This is a genomic window from Polynucleobacter sp. KF022 (assembly GCF_027924105.1).
Classification (GTDB): Bacteria; Pseudomonadota; Gammaproteobacteria; order Burkholderiales; family Burkholderiaceae; genus Polynucleobacter.
The window spans coordinates 281,925-300,740 of sequence record NZ_AP026972.1 but is presented as its reverse complement, the minus strand read 5'-3'; the positions used below and the strand labels follow the sequence as shown (position 1 = coordinate 300,740).

At 44.4% G+C, this 18,816-nt stretch carries 26 protein-coding genes; 10 read left to right on the top strand and 16 right to left on the bottom strand.

The features are described from left to right. Positions 1-5: 5 nt before the first annotated feature. Genes PKF022_RS01650 through PKF022_RS01635 form a run of 4 tightly spaced genes read right to left on the bottom strand, consistent with a single transcriptional unit; the run spans position 6 to position 4,715 of the window. Complete coding sequence (locus tag PKF022_RS01650; protein ID WP_281776954.1) at positions 6-1,064, bottom strand: hypothetical protein; 1,059 nt, start codon at positions 1,062-1,064, stop codon at positions 6-8. Next, the gene (locus tag PKF022_RS01645) at positions 1,061-2,059 is read right to left on the bottom strand and encodes a GDP-L-fucose synthase (protein WP_281776953.1); all 999 of its coding nucleotides are present in this window, start codon (positions 2,057-2,059) and stop codon (positions 1,061-1,063) included. Before PKF022_RS01645 ends, PKF022_RS01650 begins: the two co-directional genes overlap by 4 nt. A gap of 23 nt (positions 2,060-2,082) precedes the next feature. After that, entirely contained in the window at positions 2,083-3,225 is a 1,143-nt protein-coding gene (gmd, locus tag PKF022_RS01640; protein WP_281776952.1) for a GDP-mannose 4,6-dehydratase, read from the bottom strand. 5 nt (positions 3,226-3,230) lie between these two features. After that, complete coding sequence (locus PKF022_RS01635; protein WP_281776951.1) at positions 3,231-4,715, bottom strand: mannose-1-phosphate guanylyltransferase/mannose-6-phosphate isomerase; 1,485 nt, start codon at positions 4,713-4,715, stop codon at positions 3,231-3,233. 186 nt (positions 4,716-4,901) lie between these two features. On the opposite strand from PKF022_RS01635, the gene PKF022_RS01630 reads away from it, so the two are divergent. After that, positions 4,902-5,042, top strand: coding sequence for a hypothetical protein (locus PKF022_RS01630; RefSeq protein ID WP_215360845.1), 141 nt, complete (start codon positions 4,902-4,904; stop codon positions 5,040-5,042). A gap of 25 nt (positions 5,043-5,067) precedes the next feature. Here PKF022_RS01630 and PKF022_RS01625 read toward each other — a convergent pair whose 3' ends face one another. The 9 genes from PKF022_RS01625 to PKF022_RS01585 form a co-directional block, all read right to left on the bottom strand. Continuing rightward, entirely contained in the window at positions 5,068-5,610 is a 543-nt protein-coding gene (locus PKF022_RS01625; RefSeq protein WP_281776950.1) for an HPP family protein, read from the bottom strand. A gap of 115 nt (positions 5,611-5,725) precedes the next feature. Continuing rightward, the gene (locus tag PKF022_RS01620) at positions 5,726-6,034 is read right to left on the bottom strand and encodes a high-potential iron-sulfur protein (RefSeq protein ID WP_281776949.1); all 309 of its coding nucleotides are present in this window, start codon (positions 6,032-6,034) and stop codon (positions 5,726-5,728) included. 178 nt (positions 6,035-6,212) lie between these two features. Continuing rightward, the gene (locus PKF022_RS01615; protein ID WP_281776948.1) at positions 6,213-6,437 is read right to left on the bottom strand and encodes a hypothetical protein; all 225 of its coding nucleotides are present in this window, start codon (positions 6,435-6,437) and stop codon (positions 6,213-6,215) included. After that, a complete protein-coding gene (locus tag PKF022_RS01610) occupies positions 6,437-7,384 on the bottom strand; it encodes a hypothetical protein (protein ID WP_281776947.1) in 948 nt (315 codons plus the stop codon). The genes PKF022_RS01615 and PKF022_RS01610 overlap by 1 nt, the downstream gene beginning before the upstream one ends. Before the next feature lie 4 nt (positions 7,385-7,388). Further along, the gene (locus PKF022_RS01605; RefSeq protein ID WP_281776946.1) at positions 7,389-8,153 is read right to left on the bottom strand and encodes a GTP cyclohydrolase I; all 765 of its coding nucleotides are present in this window, start codon (positions 8,151-8,153) and stop codon (positions 7,389-7,391) included. Between the two features lie 66 nt (positions 8,154-8,219). Beyond that, entirely contained in the window at positions 8,220-8,591 is a 372-nt protein-coding gene (locus tag PKF022_RS01600) for an MAPEG family protein (protein WP_281776945.1), read from the bottom strand. 21 nt (positions 8,592-8,612) lie between these two features. After that, positions 8,613-9,245, bottom strand: a complete 633-nt coding sequence (gene plsY / locus PKF022_RS01595) for a glycerol-3-phosphate 1-O-acyltransferase PlsY (RefSeq protein WP_281776944.1) — start codon at positions 9,243-9,245, stop codon at positions 8,613-8,615. 59 nt (positions 9,246-9,304) lie between these two features. After that, complete coding sequence (gene xerD / locus PKF022_RS01590) at positions 9,305-10,231, bottom strand: site-specific tyrosine recombinase XerD (RefSeq protein ID WP_281776943.1); 927 nt, start codon at positions 10,229-10,231, stop codon at positions 9,305-9,307. Next, positions 10,224-10,709, bottom strand: coding sequence for a YajQ family cyclic di-GMP-binding protein (locus PKF022_RS01585; RefSeq protein ID WP_281776942.1), 486 nt, complete (start codon positions 10,707-10,709; stop codon positions 10,224-10,226). Before PKF022_RS01585 ends, xerD begins: the two co-directional genes overlap by 8 nt. 131 nt (positions 10,710-10,840) lie before the next feature. On the opposite strand from PKF022_RS01585, the gene murB reads away from it, so the two are divergent. Next, positions 10,841-11,878, top strand: coding sequence for a UDP-N-acetylmuramate dehydrogenase (gene murB / locus PKF022_RS01580; protein WP_281776941.1), 1,038 nt, complete (start codon positions 10,841-10,843; stop codon positions 11,876-11,878). 4 nt (positions 11,879-11,882) lie between these two features. Here murB and PKF022_RS01575 read toward each other — a convergent pair whose 3' ends face one another. The 3 genes from PKF022_RS01575 to xseA are packed head-to-tail and all read right to left on the bottom strand — an operon-like array spanning position 11,883 to position 13,656. Next, entirely contained in the window at positions 11,883-12,146 is a 264-nt protein-coding gene (locus tag PKF022_RS01575) for a Txe/YoeB family addiction module toxin (RefSeq protein ID WP_281776940.1), read from the bottom strand. Continuing rightward, positions 12,143-12,385 carry a type II toxin-antitoxin system Phd/YefM family antitoxin gene (locus PKF022_RS01570; RefSeq protein WP_215360829.1) on the bottom strand — a complete coding sequence of 81 codons (243 nt, stop codon included), beginning with the start codon at positions 12,383-12,385 and terminating at the stop codon, positions 12,143-12,145. The genes PKF022_RS01575 and PKF022_RS01570 overlap by 4 nt, the downstream gene beginning before the upstream one ends. 59 nt (positions 12,386-12,444) lie before the next feature. Continuing rightward, positions 12,445-13,656: an exodeoxyribonuclease VII large subunit gene (gene xseA, locus PKF022_RS01565; protein ID WP_281776939.1), complete on the bottom strand. Its 1,212-nt coding sequence runs from the start codon at positions 13,654-13,656 to the stop codon at positions 12,445-12,447. Positions 13,657-13,969: 313 nt separating this feature from the next. On the opposite strand from xseA, the gene PKF022_RS01560 reads away from it, so the two are divergent. The 8 genes from PKF022_RS01560 (at position 13,970) to PKF022_RS01525 (ending at position 18,810) form a co-directional block, all read left to right on the top strand. Next, a complete protein-coding gene (locus PKF022_RS01560) occupies positions 13,970-14,617 on the top strand; it encodes a MotA/TolQ/ExbB proton channel family protein (RefSeq protein WP_281776938.1) in 648 nt (215 codons plus the stop codon). After that, positions 14,614-15,081: a biopolymer transporter ExbD gene (locus PKF022_RS01555; protein ID WP_281776937.1), complete on the top strand. Its 468-nt coding sequence runs from the start codon at positions 14,614-14,616 to the stop codon at positions 15,079-15,081. The genes PKF022_RS01560 and PKF022_RS01555 overlap by 4 nt, the downstream gene beginning before the upstream one ends. Positions 15,082-15,105: 24 nt before the next feature. Then, positions 15,106-16,197, top strand: coding sequence for a tetraacyldisaccharide 4'-kinase (gene lpxK, locus PKF022_RS01550; RefSeq protein WP_281776936.1), 1,092 nt, complete (start codon positions 15,106-15,108; stop codon positions 16,195-16,197). Between the two features lie 72 nt (positions 16,198-16,269). After that, positions 16,270-16,449 (top strand): Trm112 family protein, encoded by a 180-nt coding sequence (locus PKF022_RS01545; RefSeq protein ID WP_281776935.1) that lies wholly within the window; start codon positions 16,270-16,272, stop codon positions 16,447-16,449. A 21-nt stretch (positions 16,450-16,470) separates the two neighbouring features. Next, positions 16,471-17,235 carry a 3-deoxy-manno-octulosonate cytidylyltransferase gene (kdsB, locus tag PKF022_RS01540; RefSeq protein WP_281776934.1) on the top strand — a complete coding sequence of 255 codons (765 nt, stop codon included), beginning with the start codon at positions 16,471-16,473 and terminating at the stop codon, positions 17,233-17,235. Positions 17,236-17,348: 113 nt separating this feature from the next. Further along, positions 17,349-18,014, top strand: coding sequence for an adenylate kinase (adk, locus tag PKF022_RS01535; RefSeq protein WP_281776933.1), 666 nt, complete (start codon positions 17,349-17,351; stop codon positions 18,012-18,014). 102 nt (positions 18,015-18,116) lie between these two features. Further along, complete coding sequence (locus PKF022_RS01530; protein ID WP_281776932.1) at positions 18,117-18,503, top strand: type II toxin-antitoxin system RelE/ParE family toxin; 387 nt, start codon at positions 18,117-18,119, stop codon at positions 18,501-18,503. After that, the gene (locus PKF022_RS01525; protein ID WP_281776931.1) at positions 18,493-18,810 is read left to right on the top strand and encodes a helix-turn-helix domain-containing protein; all 318 of its coding nucleotides are present in this window, start codon (positions 18,493-18,495) and stop codon (positions 18,808-18,810) included. The genes PKF022_RS01530 and PKF022_RS01525 overlap by 11 nt, the downstream gene beginning before the upstream one ends. The last annotated feature ends 6 nt before the right edge of the window (positions 18,811-18,816 follow it).

Below are 18,816 nucleotides of genomic sequence, written 5' to 3'. Positions count from 1 at the left end.
ATGCTTTAGAGGTAAAGTTTCTTAGATAAATTTCTTAACTTACGGCTAAAGCGATAGCCCTCTAGCGCCAACTTATCTAAGGGGACTATTAATTTAGGATCAAAATCTGGTTCTTTAATGAAAATGCTATCAAACTTGGGCATGATCGCTTGAGGAGAGAATTCTTTGCTATAGGCATCCCAGTTTTTCTCATTCTGGATTTTTTGGTTAAAGCTTAGCAATAATTCTTCCAGATCTCTTCTGCCCTTGTAGAGGAGCGCCTTATCTCCCAAGATCTCAATGTGGCTTCGCTGAGGTGACATAGCATAGGTCATCACTGGCTTATTCTTAATAGAAAACTCGCCACAAGCCAACCCAAAACTCTCACCAATACCGCGCGCATGAATCATGCCATCAGCAGTATTAATAAACTGCATCTTGTAGTTAATATCGGAATTGCCTGGTAAAAAGATTAATCTCTCATGCTGCGCAAAGAGAGCAAAGTTCATAAAGATAAAATATAAATCCTTACGCTTTGAGAGCGCCTTGAGAATAGTCTCGTGCACAAAAGGAAGGTTGAAGCTATCGCCTCCTCCATAGCTTGCCAACACAGCGGCATCTTTAGGAATATTGAGTTCTGCACGCAGGTCACCACGCACCTCAGGCAAATCAATCATGTGGGGTACAAACGGAACTTTACAGTTGGAATACTCCTTTGCTAACCACTGAGATACAAAAGCTAACTTATCACCATAAAACTGCTCTACTTTAGTTGGAAAGACTGCGTGTACTGCACAAGGCACGTTACCAATAATATCGCCGTCACGCTCTCCAGATTTAATGAAGTATAGTAAATCGAGTTTTTTTTGATCTGCTAGGCGTGCTAGATGATCAGCATCCTGGTAGGCAAAGCTGTTGAAGTTTTTTTCAAACTTACTAACTACTGTGGGCTCGCTAGGTAATTTACTTTTGTAAAAAATGAAAGATTCATTGTGAAGTAATGGTTGATTGTGCAATGCGTTATCAAATACGGCAATTTCTGCGCCGCGGAATGAGAGATTATTGGTATGAAAGCCAATTCTCAAGATAAATTTCCTGTTTTAGCTTCTGAGTGTATTTTTAAAAAATCTTCATATGCTTTTTTGAGACCAGACTCCAAATCTACCTTAGCTTGCCATCCCAATCGATTTAAGCGGGATGAGTCCATCCATTTTCGAGGAGCACCATCAGGTTTAGAGGAATCAAAACTAATCTTTCCAGAATAATCAGTTGCTTTTGCAACTGCTGTTGCTAGCTCAGCAATCGTGACATCAGACCCAAAGCCTACATTAATATGACTTTGCATCGGTAAAGTATGTTGTTCATATGCACTCTTGGCCAAATCCATCACAAAGACCGAGGCAGCAGCCATATCATCCACATAAAGAAACTCACGCTTTGGAGTACCGGTTCCCCAAATCAATACTTCAGGAGCATTGACCGCCTTAGCCTCATGAAAGCGCCTAATTAATGCTGGGATAACGTGACTGTTCTCGGGATGATAGTTATCGCCTGGCCCATATAAATTAGTTGGCATGACTGAGCGATAGTCAATGCCATGGCTTTGTCCATATTGACGGTTGTAACTCTCGCATAATTTAATGCCAGCAATCTTGGCAATAGCATAAGGCTCATTAGTAGGCTCTAGCAGTCCAGTTAGCAAGGCATTTTCAGACATAGGCTGAGGAGCGAGCTTAGGGTAAATACAACTCGAACCTAAAAATAGCAGCTTCTTAACGCCACTCTCAAAAGCTTGATGAATGACGTTAGCCTCCATCATTAAGTTTTGATAAATGAAGTCCGCTGGAAAAGTATTGTTTGCATGAATACCACCCACCTTTGCAGCGGCTAAATAAACTTGAGCTGGTTTTTCTTGTTCAAAGAAAGTTCTTACAGCAGCTTGATTCGTTAGCTCCAATTCTGCGTGGGTTCTGGTCACAATATTGCTATAGCCTTGGATCTTAAGAATTCTCACAATAGCCGAACCCACCATACCGCGGTGACCAGCCACGTAAATCTTTTGATTAAACTCTTTGCTCATGTTTTTACTTTTGCCTGAATGATTTAATTTTCTTTACCCACTGAAACGCTATGCCCATGCTTTAGCAGTAAGGCATGCTGCTTGGCTTTATCGAGGTCATTGGCAACCATTTCAACAATCATTTGGTCCAGTGTGATTTCTGGAACCCAACCTAATTTTGCTTTCGCCTTAGCTGGATCACCCAATAGCGTCTCCACTTCAGTTGGACGGTAATAGCGCGGATCAATCTGCACAATCACATCGCCTACCTTTAAGGCGGGGGCTTTATCGCCCTCGATAGCAGCTACGATAGCCTTCTCATTTTCAGCAACACCTTCAAACTTAAGGGTAATGCCAAGTTGCTGGGCACTGCGGGTAATAAATTCGCGAACAGTAAACTGCACACCCGTTGCAATCACAAAATCTTCTGGAACTTCTTGCTGCAACATTAGCCATTGCATACGAACATAGTCCTTAGCATGACCCCAGTCTCTAAGGGCATCGATATTACCCATGAACAGGCACTTCTCTAAGCCTTGAGCAATGTTTGCCAAGCCACGGGTCACCTTGCGTGTAACAAAAGTTTCGCCACGGCGCTTAGACTCATGATTAAACAAAATGCCATTACAGGCATAAATACCATACGCTTCGCGATAGTTTACGGTGATCCAGTAGGCATACATCTTGGCTACGGCATATGGACTTCTTGGATAGAAAGGTGTAGTTTCTTTTTGAGGAATTTCCTGAACCAAGCCATAGAGCTCAGAAGTCGAGGCTTGATAAAAACGGGTTTTCTTTTCTAAACCCAAGATCCGAATCGCCTCTAACATACGTAACGGCCCAATTGCATCGACATCAGCCGTGTATTCCGGTGACTCAAAAGAAACAGCGACGTGAGACTGCGCGCCTAGATTATAAATCTCATCAGGCTGACACTCTTGAATAATGCGCACTAAGTTACTGGTATCGGTTAGGTCGCCGTAATGCAGAATCAAATCTTGATGATCGATATGTGGATCTTGATAAATATGATCAATACGCTCGGTGTTAAAAGAAGATGAGCGGCGCTTGATACCGTGAACGATATAACCCTTCTCCAATAGGAATTCAGCAAGGTAGGAGCCATCTTGCCCTGTAATGCCTGTAATGAGCGCTACTTTTTGTTTGCTATTGATTTGATTGGTCATATTGATTAACTTCTTCCGTATGTATCTTCGAAACGAACAATGTCGTCTTCACCTAAGTAACTACCTGACTGCACTTCAATAATCTCTAGGGGCTCAGTACCGCGATTAGCCAATCGATGTGTTTGCCCCTGCGGAATATAAGTGCTTTGATTTTCTTTGAGCGTGATGACTTGATCCCCATTCGTAATCTCTGCCACACCTTTGACAACAATCCAGTGCTCCGCGCGGTGATGATGCATTTGCAAAGATAGACTGGCGCCCGGCTTGACCTGAATACGCTTTACCTTGAAGCGCTCGCCTTCATCCACACTGTCATACCAGCCCCAAGGTCTAGCAACCTTGCGATGCAGACTTTTCTCTTCCCGCTTTTGTGACTCCAACTGGTTCACAATATTTTTGACATCTTGGCTATTTTTACGATCAGCTACCAATACTGCGTCTGCCGTTTCTACGATGATGAGATTTTCAACCCCAACCGCACTTACCAAACGACTATTAGCATGCACTAAAGAATTTTTCGAATTCGTCAGCAAAGTATCGCCACTAGTGACGTTGCCATCTTGATCTTGTTTGCCAACTTGCCACACTGCATCCCAAGCACCGAGATCATTCCAGCCGGCATCCAATTCCACCATCTTGATGTTGTATTGACTGCCTTGACTATTCGGGCACTTTTCAATCACCGCATAGTCGATGGATTCACTTGGAATCGCCATGAACTCGTCTTTGCCTGGGCGAATGAATTGCACTCCGTCCGCCTTGTCTTCAGATTTCGCTTGCCATGCTTTTTGTGAAGCCTCAAAAATATCGCCACGATACTCCTTGAGGGCTGCAAGCCATGTGCTAGCTTTGAGCACGAACATACCGCTGTTCCAAAGATAGCTGCCATTAGCCAAATAACTTTGTGCGGTCTGGCTGTCGGGCTTTTCTACAAAGCGATCGACTGCAAATGCGTTGTGCTGATCCTTTGCGCCAGAGCGCTGAATATATCCATAGCCTGTTTCAGGTGCAGTTGGTGTAATACCCAAGATAGCAATACTTGGTTCATTTACCTCAACTACTGAAATGCAATCTTGCAACGCTTTAGTAAAAGCTGCAGGATTTTGAATCGTTTGATCTGCTGGCGTAATCACCAAAATCGGGTCTTGATCTTGCGCTAACTGTTGCGCACAAAAGGCTGCCATACTGAGTGCAGGTGCCGTGTTACGACCTACTGGCTCTAGCAACAAAGTGGCGTGAACTGATTTCATTTCACGCAATTGATCCAACACTAAGAATCGATGGTCTTCATTAGTGACTACTAATGTATTGCCGAGTGTAATTTTTGCACTAGCGACAGAATTGATGCGCTCTACTGCTTGTTGAAAAAGGCTTTGAGATGATCCGTCCCCAGAGAGAACCAAAAATTGCTTTGGAAAGCCCGAGCGGGACAAAGGCCAAAGCCGAGTACCGGAGCCGCCGCAAAGAATGACTGGAATCACTAAAGCCATGAAATTGAAAGCAATGGATATGCTTTTTATAAATAAAAGTAGATTTTAAAGGGTTTATAGGCCCTCTTTAGCAAAGCTTAGGAATTTATTAAAATCCCAATAAGCGCCAGGCAAGAGCACAATGGCGCTGTATTACATATTGAATTTCAAACAATAACTAGAGAAATCACTACAGGAGCTATCACTATGAGCAATATCCCCAAAATTAATTTACGTAATTCCTTAACTGAATGCGGTCAATCCATCCGCAAGGAGAATGCCGGCAAGTTCCAAAACTACGCTATTTTGGACTGCAAAGCCTCTATTGCTGCAGGCAAAATCAAGTAAAAAAACAAAACCGCCGTCTAGAGCCTTATCTAGGCGGCCTATTGGGGTAAGGTTTACCGGTCAGATTGCTGTAAACCGCCCCAGCTAGAATCAACAGAACCGAGTCCACCATCACTGGGAAAAAAGCATAGCGATAGCTGCCAATATGCCCAAGCACCACAATTAAAGAGACAGCTGCAGCTGGTGGGTGTAGACACCGCAATACAAACATCCCGAGAATAGATAGTGCGGCTGCCGCAGGTAGCGCCAATAATGGTTCCTCAATGAGATGAAAACAGCTAATTCCGACCAGAGCTGATAAGGTATTTCCGGCAATCACAGCCCAGGGCTGAGCCATAGGGCTGCCCGGCAAAGCAAATACCAATAAAGCGCTTGCGCCCAGGGAAGCCATCAGCCATTCATCAATACCACCAAGTTCACCAAGGTATTTAGCGGTAGTGAACACTAACATAAGGCCAATAAAAGCCCCCAACACCGAACGAATTCTCTCTAACCAGCTCACAGGAGGTTGATCGCCACCCAAATAAAACAGAAGGTGCTTTAAAAATCGCTTATCGGAATGCTTCATTTAAATTCCTTGCTGTGCCCGGTAGTCGAGTGTAATAAAAAAGGCCGCAAAAGCAGCCTTTTAGGTAAGCCGAGCCTTTTAAAGACTCAGTATTCATGCGCTAGCAAAAGTTAAATTAAGCCTTCTTAGCGTAAGCAGAGCACCAGCCTGGACCAGCCACTTGCTTGCCAGCAAATAATGAGCAACCACCAGCTGGAGAGCCTGGTTTACCTTGATATAAAGCACAGTTATCGCACTTTTGACCAGCAGCATACTTTGGATATTTTGCTTTATCTACCTTAGATGCATCAGCCTTGTAACCCAATGCGGAAGCTTGGGGATCAGTTTCAGCAACCATTGCTTGCGCTTGAACTTTACCGTTCAATGCCAATGTACAGGCACCAGCAGCAGACAAAATCATAAATTGGCGACGACTATTTTTCATGGATTCTCCAAAAATAAATCAGTAATGAGTATGTAAACGCACTGAGCTGCAATGCGTAACTTTGAAAACTGAATTGATCATAGTGGAGAAGATTTAATCCAGCTACCAGTCACGTAAGTCTATGATTTATATAAGATTTTAGATGAGAATTGTTCTCAGAAAGAGATCAAATGAAAATCTACTTCCAACCCTTGAGTTTCATGCAACCAATCCACTGACGATAGTGAACACCAGACCCCTGCTCTGGATAATCCTCCTGGCATTCTTTTAAATCTTTGTTATAAGTTGCCTTGTTGTTTTTGATTGGGTCAGTATTCTCGTCAGGAAAGCCTGCGCAAGCAACTACAACAGCCCCAATCAGTATTGAGAACAAAAGGTGCTTATATCGAGATTGCTTACACATCAGTTAGCGCTCCGAGTTGTCGTTTTCATATACGCACCGTGATTACCACAGGCGCGATTAAATGCTACTGCAGATAATGAATCTTTTGCACCAATAGCGCCATTAGTAGCGCTCAATTTCTGAGCTGCCCCAGCAGCAGTCATTGCATATGAGTTATCTGAGCAGTTAGCCGTAAAAATATAGTCTGCTTGTTTGGATAAATTTTTATCTAGGTAATAAGCGTTTATTCGTAGCTGGCGAATCTCTTTTTTACTATCTAGGATAGTCACTTCATTGTTGATGACTTCGAAAAATATAGGTGGCTTAGCGTTACTGGGTTCAGTGACCTCTTCTTGCGCAAGAGTCACGATCTGCTTACCTTGTTTTTCCTCAAACACTTCTACTGGCGCTTTCTTGGCAATCGGAGCTGGCAAGGTGCCATCTTGGAATAAGAAATAATTGACGTTTTGATCATCAATAAATTTGCGCCCACACAAACGAGAGCGCACATAAGCCATCGCCGTGTTAGGTTTAATTTTGACCCAGCCAGAACCATTCACCGGCTTTGCATCGCCGACTAGCGGTCTTTGCGCAAGCAAGTCTTTGGTGTAGAGGGTTTCTGACCATTGATTATTGCTAAAGCAGTCTAGCTTCTGTAGATAGGGGCCAACGATTGTGGCATTAAATGCGGGCAGATTATTTTTTTCTCTCAGCGCAATATAAGCAGCAAAAGAAAGGACGCCATCCTCGTCTTCAATCAAAGTATAGGGATCATAGAACCAAAGCTTTGTCTTGGATTCAGCCAATAAAATCCAAGTGCGATCTTTGAAGTCTTTTTGATTTAAAGGCGGGATATAAAAAAATGGGGACTCCATTTTTTCACTCGCCAATGTCTGATAGTCCTGTCTATTGGGCCCAATAGTACAACCCACGGCAAACAAAACAACCAGGATGAGAAGCTTTTTCATCTTCCTATTTTCTATCGATCAGCGCCAGAAATTCCCTACGCAGATTGGAGTCTTTCAAGAAAGCACCACGCATCACACTATTGATCATCTTCGAGTCGCGATCTTTTACACCACGCCACTGCATACAGAAGTGGTCAGCATCCATTACTACCGCAACACCAATCGGCTTGATTTTTTTCTCCAACATATCCGCCAATTCCACTACAGCCTCTTCCTGAATCTGCGGACGGCACATAACCCACTCTGTTAAACGTGAATACTTAGAGAGGCCGATCAAGGCAGATTCTTTGCTAGGCAGCACGCCGATCCAAATACGACCCATAATTGGGCAGAGATGGTGAGAGCAGGCGCTACGCACGGTAATAGGCCCAATAATCATCAATTCATTAAGGCGACTCACATTAGGGAACTTAGTCAAGGTGGGTTGGCCTACATAACGGCCATTAAACACTTCCTGGACATACATTTTGGCAACACGACGACTAGTATTTTTTGTGTTGTGATCATTTTCGGTATCAATGACCAAACTCTCCAGCACCGCTTGCATCTTCTCCGCAACCTCATCTACCAAACCCTCTAGTTCACCAGGCTGTATGAATGCTGAGATATTGTCGTTTGCATGAAAGCGCGCTTTTTGCGCTTCAATACGGCGACGTATCACAACCGACAAAGGTAAGCCAACGTCATCTTTTTCTGATGCAGTCTTTTTGACGCTCACTACTTTCTTAACAGGCTGTTTTTTTGCTACGGCTGGTTTTTTAATTGGCATAAGAAATAGTCTGTCTCGAGTTTTTATTGATTGTTAGGTTTTAAATGGAATTTAATATTGACATTCTTAAATCTGAAAAAACATACTGACGACGCAGATAATGCCAATCGTCCAAACTATCGATCGCGTAGTAGGCCAATTGGCTACGTAGCAAATTAAGTAGGCGATTCTTGCTGCAACAAAACCCAATGCAAGGATATCAATTCTAGCTTGCGGGGCATTAGCAATGGAGGCAATGATTACGGCTGCAAAAAATAGCGGCAGGGACTCAAACAGGTTGGCTTGTGCAGCATTCGCCCTCGCCCTAAAGCCTGTCTGTTTGGCAAGCCACTGCCTAGGCAAAGCATTGTCATAGCCCTCAAAGCCCTTTTTTGCTATACCCGCCGCAACATAAGGCAAAAGACCCATAAAGAGAACGCAAGCATAAGCAATAGTCATATTTTGAGTGTTTTGATTAAATTATTGAGGAGTTTTTTTGGAGCCAATGCGGCTCTCAGTGCCATTGAGTAAATTTTGAATATTGCTGCGGTGACGCCAAATCAATAAGAGGCAGACAACAAGTAAGGCAATACCCATAGGTTGAAAGCCGAATAAAAAAATAAAATAGATGGGGCCAAAGATTGCAGCTGCTAATGCAGCCAATGACGAGTAGCGCATAAACATTGCCACAATGATCCAAGTGCTTAGTGTCGCCAATCCTAAGACCCAATTAATCCCAAACAAAATACCGCAGGCTGTAGCGACACCTTTACCACCCTTAAAACCATGGAATATTGGAAAGAGGTGACCCAGAAAAACAGCGATCACTACTCCGCACAGCAACCAAGAATTTAATGTTGAGGTTAACGACTCATCTCCCAACAAAACACGTGCGAGCATGACTGCCAAATATCCTTTGAGTGCATCACCGATTAAGGTCAACACTGCAGCTAATTTATTGCCTGTACGTAACACATTGGTTGCGCCTGGATTACCAGAACCATAGGAGTGAGGGTCAGGCAAGCGCATGCACTTACTCACCACTACCGCAAAAGAAATGGAGCCAATGAGATAGGCAATGGGGATGAGTAATAAATCGAGCGTTAATTCCATACCGCTATCTTAAACACTTATGGGCTCAGGCAGACTCCAAACCTTAGCCGGAAATGAGCTCACGAACCGCGGGGATGGTGCTGCTGATGAATGGATTTGAGTCTTTCCCTGGCCACATGGGTATAGATTTGGGTGGTAGAGATATCAGCATGCCCCAAAAGTAACTGCACCACCCTTAAATCAGCCCCGTGATTGAGTAAATGGGTGGCAAAAGCATGGCGCAAGGTATGGGGTGAGAGTGCCACTGAGATATTGGCCACTGTTGCATAGCGCTTAATCAAAGCCCAAAATGCCTGTCTAGTTAAACCGGTCCCCGTATGGCGACCGACAAAAACTGCATCGGTTGTTTTACCTTCTAACAATGGCGTACGCCCCTCGGCCAAGTACTTTCTTAGCCACCGCCCTGCTTCACCACCAAATGGCACCAGGCGCTCTTTACCACCTTTACCATTCACTACCCGCACTACACCTTCGTTTAAACCAAGTGCGACTGTTTTGAGTGAAACGATTTCTGATACACGTAAGCCACTGGCATACATCAGCTCTAACATGGTGCGATCACGTAAACCTAAAGGCGTTTCGATATCAGGTGCATTGAGTAGTGCCGTTACTTGATCTTCGCTTAATGTTTTAGGAAAGCGTAGTGCTTGCTTAGCAGCTCGCAATCCCATACAAGGATCACTCTTCACCAAATTGATACGCAAAGCATGACGGTAGAAACGCTTAAAAACTGTAAGACGTCGATTGGCAGTAGTGGCTTTATCCGCTCTGCGATATGCGATGTAAGCAGTGAGATCTTTTTCCGTCACACCATACAGATCACCGCCAGACTCCTTATAGAGCCATTGAGCCAAAAGGAGCAAGTCCCTGCGGTATGCAGCTAGACTATTTTGAGCAAGACCGTCTTCTAACCAGCAAGCATCGCAGAAGCGCTCAATGGCTTCTTGGCTTGCTGGAGCTATTGCAGAAGACGCAACATTAGTCACGGAAATTATTAAAGCCCAATGGAGCTTCTGTTACTTCTTTTTTAAGTAATGCCATTGTTTCTTGCAAGTCATCGCGCTTAGCACCAGTAACACGCACTGCATCACCCTGAATACTTGCTTGCACTTTGAGCTTGCTGTCTTTAATGATGCGCACCACTTTTTTAGATAACTCCGAAGTAATACCTTTTTGAATCTTCATGGTTTGTTTGCGTTTATCACCACCAATCGTTTCTGTTTTGTCATCTTTGAGATAACGCACATCCACATTACGCTTCGCCATTTTGCCAATCAGAACATCGCGTACTTGACCCAACTTAAAGTCATCGTCGCCAAACAAAATGAGAGCTTCGTCTTTTTGCTCTACACGACTATCGGAGCCCTTAAAGTCAAAACGATTGCTAATTTCTTTATTAGATTGCTCAATCGCATTTTTGAGCTCAACCATGTCTGGTTCGCAAACAACGTCAAATGATGGCATCTCTACTCCTTCAATAATTTTGCTTATTTGGTTTAAGTTCTATTTTTGCGAATTTCTAGAGCTTATGGCCATAATTTTTGCTTTACACACAAAAAAATGGCTCTAGATTCGTTTACGAATAAGATTGTGGCATGACTCGCGCCCCAAATGCGTCCACTCTCGCTAAATTGACCCCAAATTTAGGGCTCAAGCACCGCAATACCTTTGGTCTTGATGCTGTAGCCGAGCTCGCTTATGAAATTAGCTCTCCCGAGCAAATTTTGGCTGCCATGTCAGAGATTGCTGAACAAAAACTAAAGTGGAGGGTATTGGGTGGCGGCAGTAATGTCATTTTGCCAAGCGTGCTTCCTGGCGCGACCCTCTTGATTAATATTCTGGGTCAAGAAATTCTTGCTAGCGATGAAGACGCCACCTATTTATCGGTTGGCGCTGGAGTGGGCTGGCACGAGCTAGTTGCCTGGACCCTAGAGAACAACCTCCCTGGTTTTGAAAACCTGGCTTTAATTCCGGGAACGGTTGGCGCTGCCCCCATACAAAATATTGGCGCTTATGGTGTTGAGATCGGCGAATACATTGATCGCATCGAAGCGTTTGATGCCAAAGATCATGCCTTTGTCACTCTTCCAAAAGAGGCATGCCACTTTGCGTATCGCGATAGCCACTTTAAGCAAAATCCCGGGCGTTTTATCGTGACAAAGGTCGTTTTTAAGATGCCTAAAGCTTGGCAAGCTCGCATTCATTACGCAGACCTTGCTAAGCAATTTCCTTTAAATGCCAATCCCAGCCCGGAAGACATCTTCCTCGCGGTATGCAAAATTCGCACACAGAAACTGCCCGATCCAAAAGTGATTGGCAATGCCGGCAGCTTTTTTCAAAATCCAGTTATTCCGAACGAGCAATACGAGACCCTTCTCAAAACCTATCCCGGCTTAGTTTCTTATCCTGACCTGCCCGGTAAGCGAAAGTTAGCGGCAGGCTGGCTGATAGATCAATGTGGTTTTAAAGGTAAACGTATGGGTGCTGTTGGCGTATATGAAAACCAAGCATTAGTCCTAGTCAATCATGGCGGCGGTACAGCTCAAGATATTTTAGGCCTTGCTAAATGCATTAAAGATAAAGTGCACGACCAATTTGGTGTGACTTTGCAGATAGAGCCCAATATTTTTTGAGCGTTTAATCGTAGTGAGTCCACATTCTCAATATTCGAACTGTTTTTTCTTTACGAAAAACTTCATAAACCATGCGATGTTGAATATTAATTCTTCGAGAATACGCGCCCTTTAAATCTCCCACTAATTTCTCGTAAGGCGGTGGATTTTGCAGTGGATCTGCTTCTAATACTTTAAGCAAAGACTGTGCTTTTTCTTTTAATCCAGCGGCAGATAATTTTTTGGCATCTTTTATTGCATACTTGGAAAATACTAAATTCCAAGTCACCACTTTAATACCCTTTTACTCTTTGATAAGGGCTCTGCCATCGCATCTTTAATAGACTCACGCATTCCAGGTATCGCCATAAGATATAGCGTCTCCTGAATTGCACTCCAGTCCTCCTCAGAAATCAGCACAGCGTTAGCTCGCTTTCCGGAAATCGTCACAGGCTTATGAGACTCTGCCGCCTGATCAATCAAGCGATAAAGCCCTGCTCTAGCTTCACTTGCGGTAATAGTTGTCATGATGGCCTCCAGACCAAATAGTACGTAAAAACGTACGCTTTGTCAAGACCACAACATGACTATTTTCTGAGCACTTCTGAGAATTGGACCTCTGCTTGGCCCTCAGCTAGCTTTATCTTAAATACGTGCTCTATATTGAGCTCACTTGGATCACGCACTGCATGCAGTTGGTCTTTTTCTTTACTCAATATCACCGCATATCCCCGCTCCAGAGTTCGCTGAGGATTTAACATCTCCAACTGTGAGTGGTAATGCGTTTGATTGCGATTCCAGTTTTCCATGCGCACAGACCAGGCTTGGTTTAGGCGTTGTTGCCAACCTTGTATTTGCTCACGCATGCGATCCGGATTAGGCAAGGCATGACTAAGTCGCAGGGCTAATTGATCTAAGGTTTGTGCTTCACGTTCAACGCGTTGATGAATACGCTGTAACAAAGCTTGCATGATGGCATCTAACTCTTGCAACATTTGATCTCTTCTTGGTGCCGCCAACTCTGCCGCTCCAGTTGGAGTGGCTGCACGTACATCAGCAACAAAATCTGCAATCGTGAAATCAGTCTCATGACCAACACCACTCACTACTGGTATCGCTGATTCTGCAATTGCATACGCCAGTTGCTCGTCATTAAATGCCCATAGATCTTCAATACTGCCGCCGCCACGTACTAGCAAAATCACATCTACTGCATTTTCTTTTTGGGCGGCTTTTAGTGCATTCATCATTCCAGCGGGTGCATCTGGTCCTTGCACAAGCGTTGGATAAATCACAACCGGAATATGTGGCGCTCTTCTTGCTAATGTACTCAAGACATCTTTTAGCGCTGCAGCTTGAGGAGATGTGATGATGCCAATTGATCTAGGGTGTGCTGGTATATCTCGTTTACGCTCTTCATCAAATAAGCCCTCTTTGGCAAGTTTGGCTTTGAGCTTTAAGAAGGCTTCGTATAAACCACCCATACCTGCACGACGCAGGGTTTGAATGGTTAACTGTATATCTCCGCGTGGGACATACATGCCGAGATTAGCGCTGACCTCAACCAAATCTCCTGATTGCGGCATAAACCCAACCTGGCCATTACGGCCTCGGAACATCACACAGCGAATTTGACCTTCTTCGTCTTTTAAGGAGAAATACCAATGGCCGCTGTCATAAGCCTTGAAGTTCGAAATCTCCCCGCTTACCCAGACCGTATCAAAGCGCTCCTCCAAAGAGGCCGCAATGGCGCGGTTGAGATCGCCAACACTCAGAATTTCCCTTGATATTTCCGACATTTTTTCTCTTCAACCTTGCGCCCATCAGGCTTAGGCGCCAATAAATATCCACAGACCCCAATACGCCCTAGGTTGAATGCCTATAAGTAAGCAATTACTGACCCAAAACGTCTCATAAATCCAACACTGATAAACTAAGTTATTGATTTATATGAGAATTAATCATCTCCAAAAATTCAATACCAGCCTATTTATTACACAGCTCACGATCAATCAAGGACTTACAGCACAAATCCAAAAAAGTTTTGCACAGAGTTATCCACAGGTACGCTTTCTGAAACAGGCTTTTTAATTCAGCTAAAGTACTGAGCTTATGTACTCCATCTTACTATCCGCTGGCTGGCCCATTTGGCCCCTCCTTGTTATCTCTATTTTGGGCCTAGCAATTGCCTTAGAGCGCTCCTGGTATCTGCGTCAGATCCATATTTTCCCCAAAAATTGCCTAGAAACAGCTTTTTCTCTTACCAATCAAATGGTTAACTCCAAGGCAGGCACTGCTGTAAGTGAATTACAGCTTGCTGAGTTAGCTCAACTTTCTCCAGTAAGTCCATTGCTGGCATGCACCCTCAAAGAGAAGCTCAGCGGCAGCAGTGCTGAGAGCGCCTTAGAAGAACTTCAAGCAACCGCTCACAGCACTTGGCTCAAGTTAGATCGCTATCTTGGAGCGCTGGCTACGATCGCCACCATTGCGCCATTACTTGGTTTATTTGGCACCGTAGTCGGCATGATTGAGATCTTCGGCAGTCAAGGTGCGATCAATGGTGCAGCAGGCAGCCCTCAGCAATTAGCGCACGGGATTTCAGTTGCTTTGTATAACACCGCCTTTGGATTGCTGATTGCGATTCCTGCATTGGCAGCGTGGCGTGGATTACGCGCCATGGCAAATCAGCGTCAACGTGAGTGCGAAGAATTTACTCGCCAAATATTTAAAAAACTGTATCCAACTGATAGCGCTTCATGAGTTGGCTAGAAACCCATGAGTATGCGCGCAAGCGTTTTTCTCTAGGGAGTACTTTCGCACCTGTAGAGCCTGAGATTAATCTCATTCCCTTTATTGATGTGTTGTTGGTGGTATTGATCTTTTTAATGATCTCCACCACTTTCACCCGCTATCAAGAACTCGCAATTACATTACCAACTGCGAATGGCAATGAGAGCCAAGTAGAGGTAAAGCAGATTCATATAGCCGTTAGTCGTGATGGGCGCTTTGCAATTAATGGCAAAGTGACTGATCGCTCTCAACTAAGCGGTGCGCTGATGCAATTCAGCGGGCAGACTGATAATAAGAAAGATTCGGCAAATGGCTTGCAAGTCAACATTGATGCTGATGCCAAAGCACCACATCAAGCTGTGATGAGCGCCCTCGAAGCAGCCCGAGATGCTAACCTCTCTAATATTGTGTTTAGTAGTCAAACCAAAAAGTAAGCTACAAACTCAGAAACCTATTCCATGTCCTTTTCTTTTTTCCGTAAAGCGCCTCAGTTCTGGGAAAGACGCGGCCCCACTAGCTTGATCTTGTGGCCCCTATCTTGGCTATATGGCCTAGTACTCCGCGTTCGCAAATTAGTTTTAGATACGGGCTTCATCAAACAACATCCGGCTCCAGTGCCCATCATCATTGTGGGCAATATTCGAGTGGGCGGTACCGGCAAGACACCCATCGTGATTGCTTTAGCAGAACGTTTACAGCAACTAGGCTGGATTCCAGGAATTATCAGCAGAGGTTATGGCTCTTCATCACAGCTGACTCCACTGCAAGTCAATAGTGATTCTGATCCTGCATTAGTTGGTGATGAGCCTGTATTAATCGCTAAACGCACACACAACCAATTTCCTATCTGGGTTTTTCCTAAACGTCGGCAAAGTATTAGAGCTTTACTAAAGCATTCGCCTAATGTGAATGTCATCATCAGCGATGATGGTCTACAACATGCTGGCCTGGCTCGTTGGCCGGCCCGTGAAGGTGGTCGCGATATCGAGCTAGTAGTTCGTGATGGACGCGGGGAAGGTAATCGCTTCTTATTGCCGGCAGGCCCCTTGCGCGAGCCCGCCACACGTGAACGTGATGCAACCCTTTTTACCGGGAAAGCAAAGGATGGCGTCCACAAAATAGGTCAGCAAGATGAATACTTTCTGGGTCGTCGCGCATTCTCGCTGTTAAGTCATTTAGAAAACGTCTATCAACTCATCAATCCAAACAATCGTCAGACACTGCCTCAAATTGCGGATAGTTACCTACCTAACAAGATTACTGCTGTTGCAGCTCTTGGTAATCCACAGCGCTTTTTTGATGACCTCCTCAATCAAGGCATTGCTGCTAAATGCATTCCTTTACCAGATCACGCTACCTATAACCCTGAGTTCTTTGAAAAGCTCAATGCCCAATGCATTCTCATAACGGAAAAAGATGCTGTCAAATGCGCAGGCATTCATGATGAGCGTATTTGGGTAGTTCCCATGACGCTCACCCTTCCCGATAGCCTGAGCGAATGGCTGCAATCCATTCTGCAAAGACCTGACCCTTATCGCTATACCCTTTAGTTCATACTTGTAGCCAGCGTATAGTTAGCACTACACTGTTTCATCAATTACATAGAACCACTTCAATACATCATGGATAAACGACTGCTCGATATTTTGGTTTGCCCTTTATGCAAAAGCCAATTGCATTTGGACACCAATAAACATGAATTAATTTGCAAGGCAGATCGCTTGGCCTACCCAATTCGTGATGATGTGCCAGTAATGTTGGTAGATGAAGCTCGCAGCATGACTGCTGATGAAATCGTTTGATAGCGTAAACATAACTTCTTAATGACTGCCTCCATCAAATCTCCAGATTTTTTAGTAGTGATTCCGGCAAGACTAGGATCAACCCGCTTACCTCGTAAACCGTTAGCCGATATTGGCGGCAAGCCAATGGTGATCCGAGTGGCGGAACGTGCCAAGCTTTCTCTTGCGCAAAGTGTTGTAGTCGCCACTGACTCCCCAGAAATTCAAGCAGTTTGCGATGAACATCGCATAGATTGCTTACTCACTAGCGAAAATCATCCAACCGGTACCGATCGCATTGCAGAAGTTGCGCAATTACTGAAGCTGCCTAATGATGCATTAATTGTGAATGTTCAAGGTGATGAACCACTCATACCGCCAGAACTGATTAACCAAGTTGCCAGCACTCTAGCTGAGAAGGCACGCTGCGCCATCTCTACTGTTGCCGTACCGATTACTGAAGTTGCAGAAATTAACAATCCCAATGTAGTGAAAGTTGTGCTCAATCGCTCAGGTGAAGCGCTGTACTTTTCAAGAGCGCCCATTCCTTTTGTCAGGGATGCTCAAGCGCAGCAAACTACCACACATTTACGCCACCTTGGAATTTATGGTTACCGGGCTGACTTCTTGCAAGCTTATAGCCGCCTAGAGCCAGCACCCCCAGAGCAGGCGGAGGCCTTGGAACAGCTGCGCGCCCTCTGGAATGGATACCGTATTGCGGTGCATATTGCTCCAGAGGCACCTCCAGCAGGGGTTGATACCCCCGAAGACCTCGAGCGCATCAGACAATTGCTAGGCAATACCTAGAAAAATTGCTTTTCAGAGCCTATGGCCACCCTTCTCGGGGATAATCCTAGGCATTACATATTCATGAGCCCAACAAAATACGGGACAATGACAGCTCTTCTAAGGGGAAAACAATGCGGTTGATTCTGCTCGGTGCACCAGGTGCTGGAAAAGGCACACAAGCTCAATTTATTTGCGAAAAGTTCGCTATTCCACAAATCTCAACAGGCGACATGTTGCGCGCTGCTGTAAAAGCCGGAACTGAATTGGGTATTGCTGCCAAAAAAATTATGGATGCTGGTGGCTTAGTTTCCGATGACATCATTATTGGCCTTGTAAAAGATCGCCTGACTCAACCAGATTGCAGTAAAGGTTATTTGTTTGATGGTTTCCCAAGAACTATTCCACAAGCACAAGCAATGAAAGATGCTGGCGTACCAATTGATTATGTTTTAGAAATCGACGTGCCATTTGATGCCATCATCGATCGCATGGGGGGTCGTCGTGTTCACCCAGCGTCTGGACGTACCTATCACATCAAATACAATCCACCAAAAGTGGCTGGTAAGGATGATGTCACTGGTGAAGATTTGATTCAGCGTGACGATGACAAAGAGGAAACTGTACGCAAGCGTTTACAGGTGTATGACGATCAGACCCGTCCACTGGTGGAGTACTACTCCTCATGGGCCGCACAAGCCAACGCGGCAGACAAAGTGAAGGCGCCAGCGTATTGCAAGGTAAGCGGCACTGGCAGCGTTGAAGATATTACTGCTTCGATTTTTGCTGTCTTGAAATAAGACTTCATTTGTTGCCTTCCAAAAGGGGTTGCTACGGCAACCCCTTTTTCATTATCAAGATATAGGTTAATATAGCTATACCACTGAGTGGTATAGTTTTGAATGACCAAAAAACGCATCTTCAAAACGAAAACTTTTTCTCGGTGGCTAAGTAAAAATGATTTGAATAATCGTTATTTATTGGAGGCAGTTGAAGAGATGGAAAAAGGGCTTGTAGATGCTGACCTTGGATGCAATGTTTATAAAAAGCGGGTAAAGCGTCCCGGCATTGGCAAAAGAAGTGGCGCCAGAGTCATTGTGGCAACAAAACTTTTGAAACGTTGGTATCTCATGTTTGGCTTTACTAAAAATGAAAAATTGAATATCAGTAATGATGAGTTACTTTCCCTACAAGAAACTGCAAAAAGATTGCTGAATCTATCCGACCAAGAAATAGAGGCTGCCATTTCTGCCAATCAATTAGAGGAAATAAAGATCGATGAAAAATAATAAGCAAAGTCGAATCATTCAAGAGATGCAAGAAACCGTTCTGGGCTTGCATCAAGCGGGAGTTATCACAAAGAAGAGTTTGGATGAATTTGAGGCTCTTCATAACCTTGAAGTCAAACCCATGAGTCCTAATCGCATTAAACGCTTGCGGGCAAAAACCCACCTTAGTCAGGCAGTATTTGCAGTGACAATTAATGCCAGTCTTTCGACAGTACAAAAATGGGAGGCTGGAGACAAAAGTCCAAGTGGTCCATCTTTAAAGCTTTTATCCCTGATCGAAAGAAAAGGGTTGGATGTAGTGCTGTAAACGCCT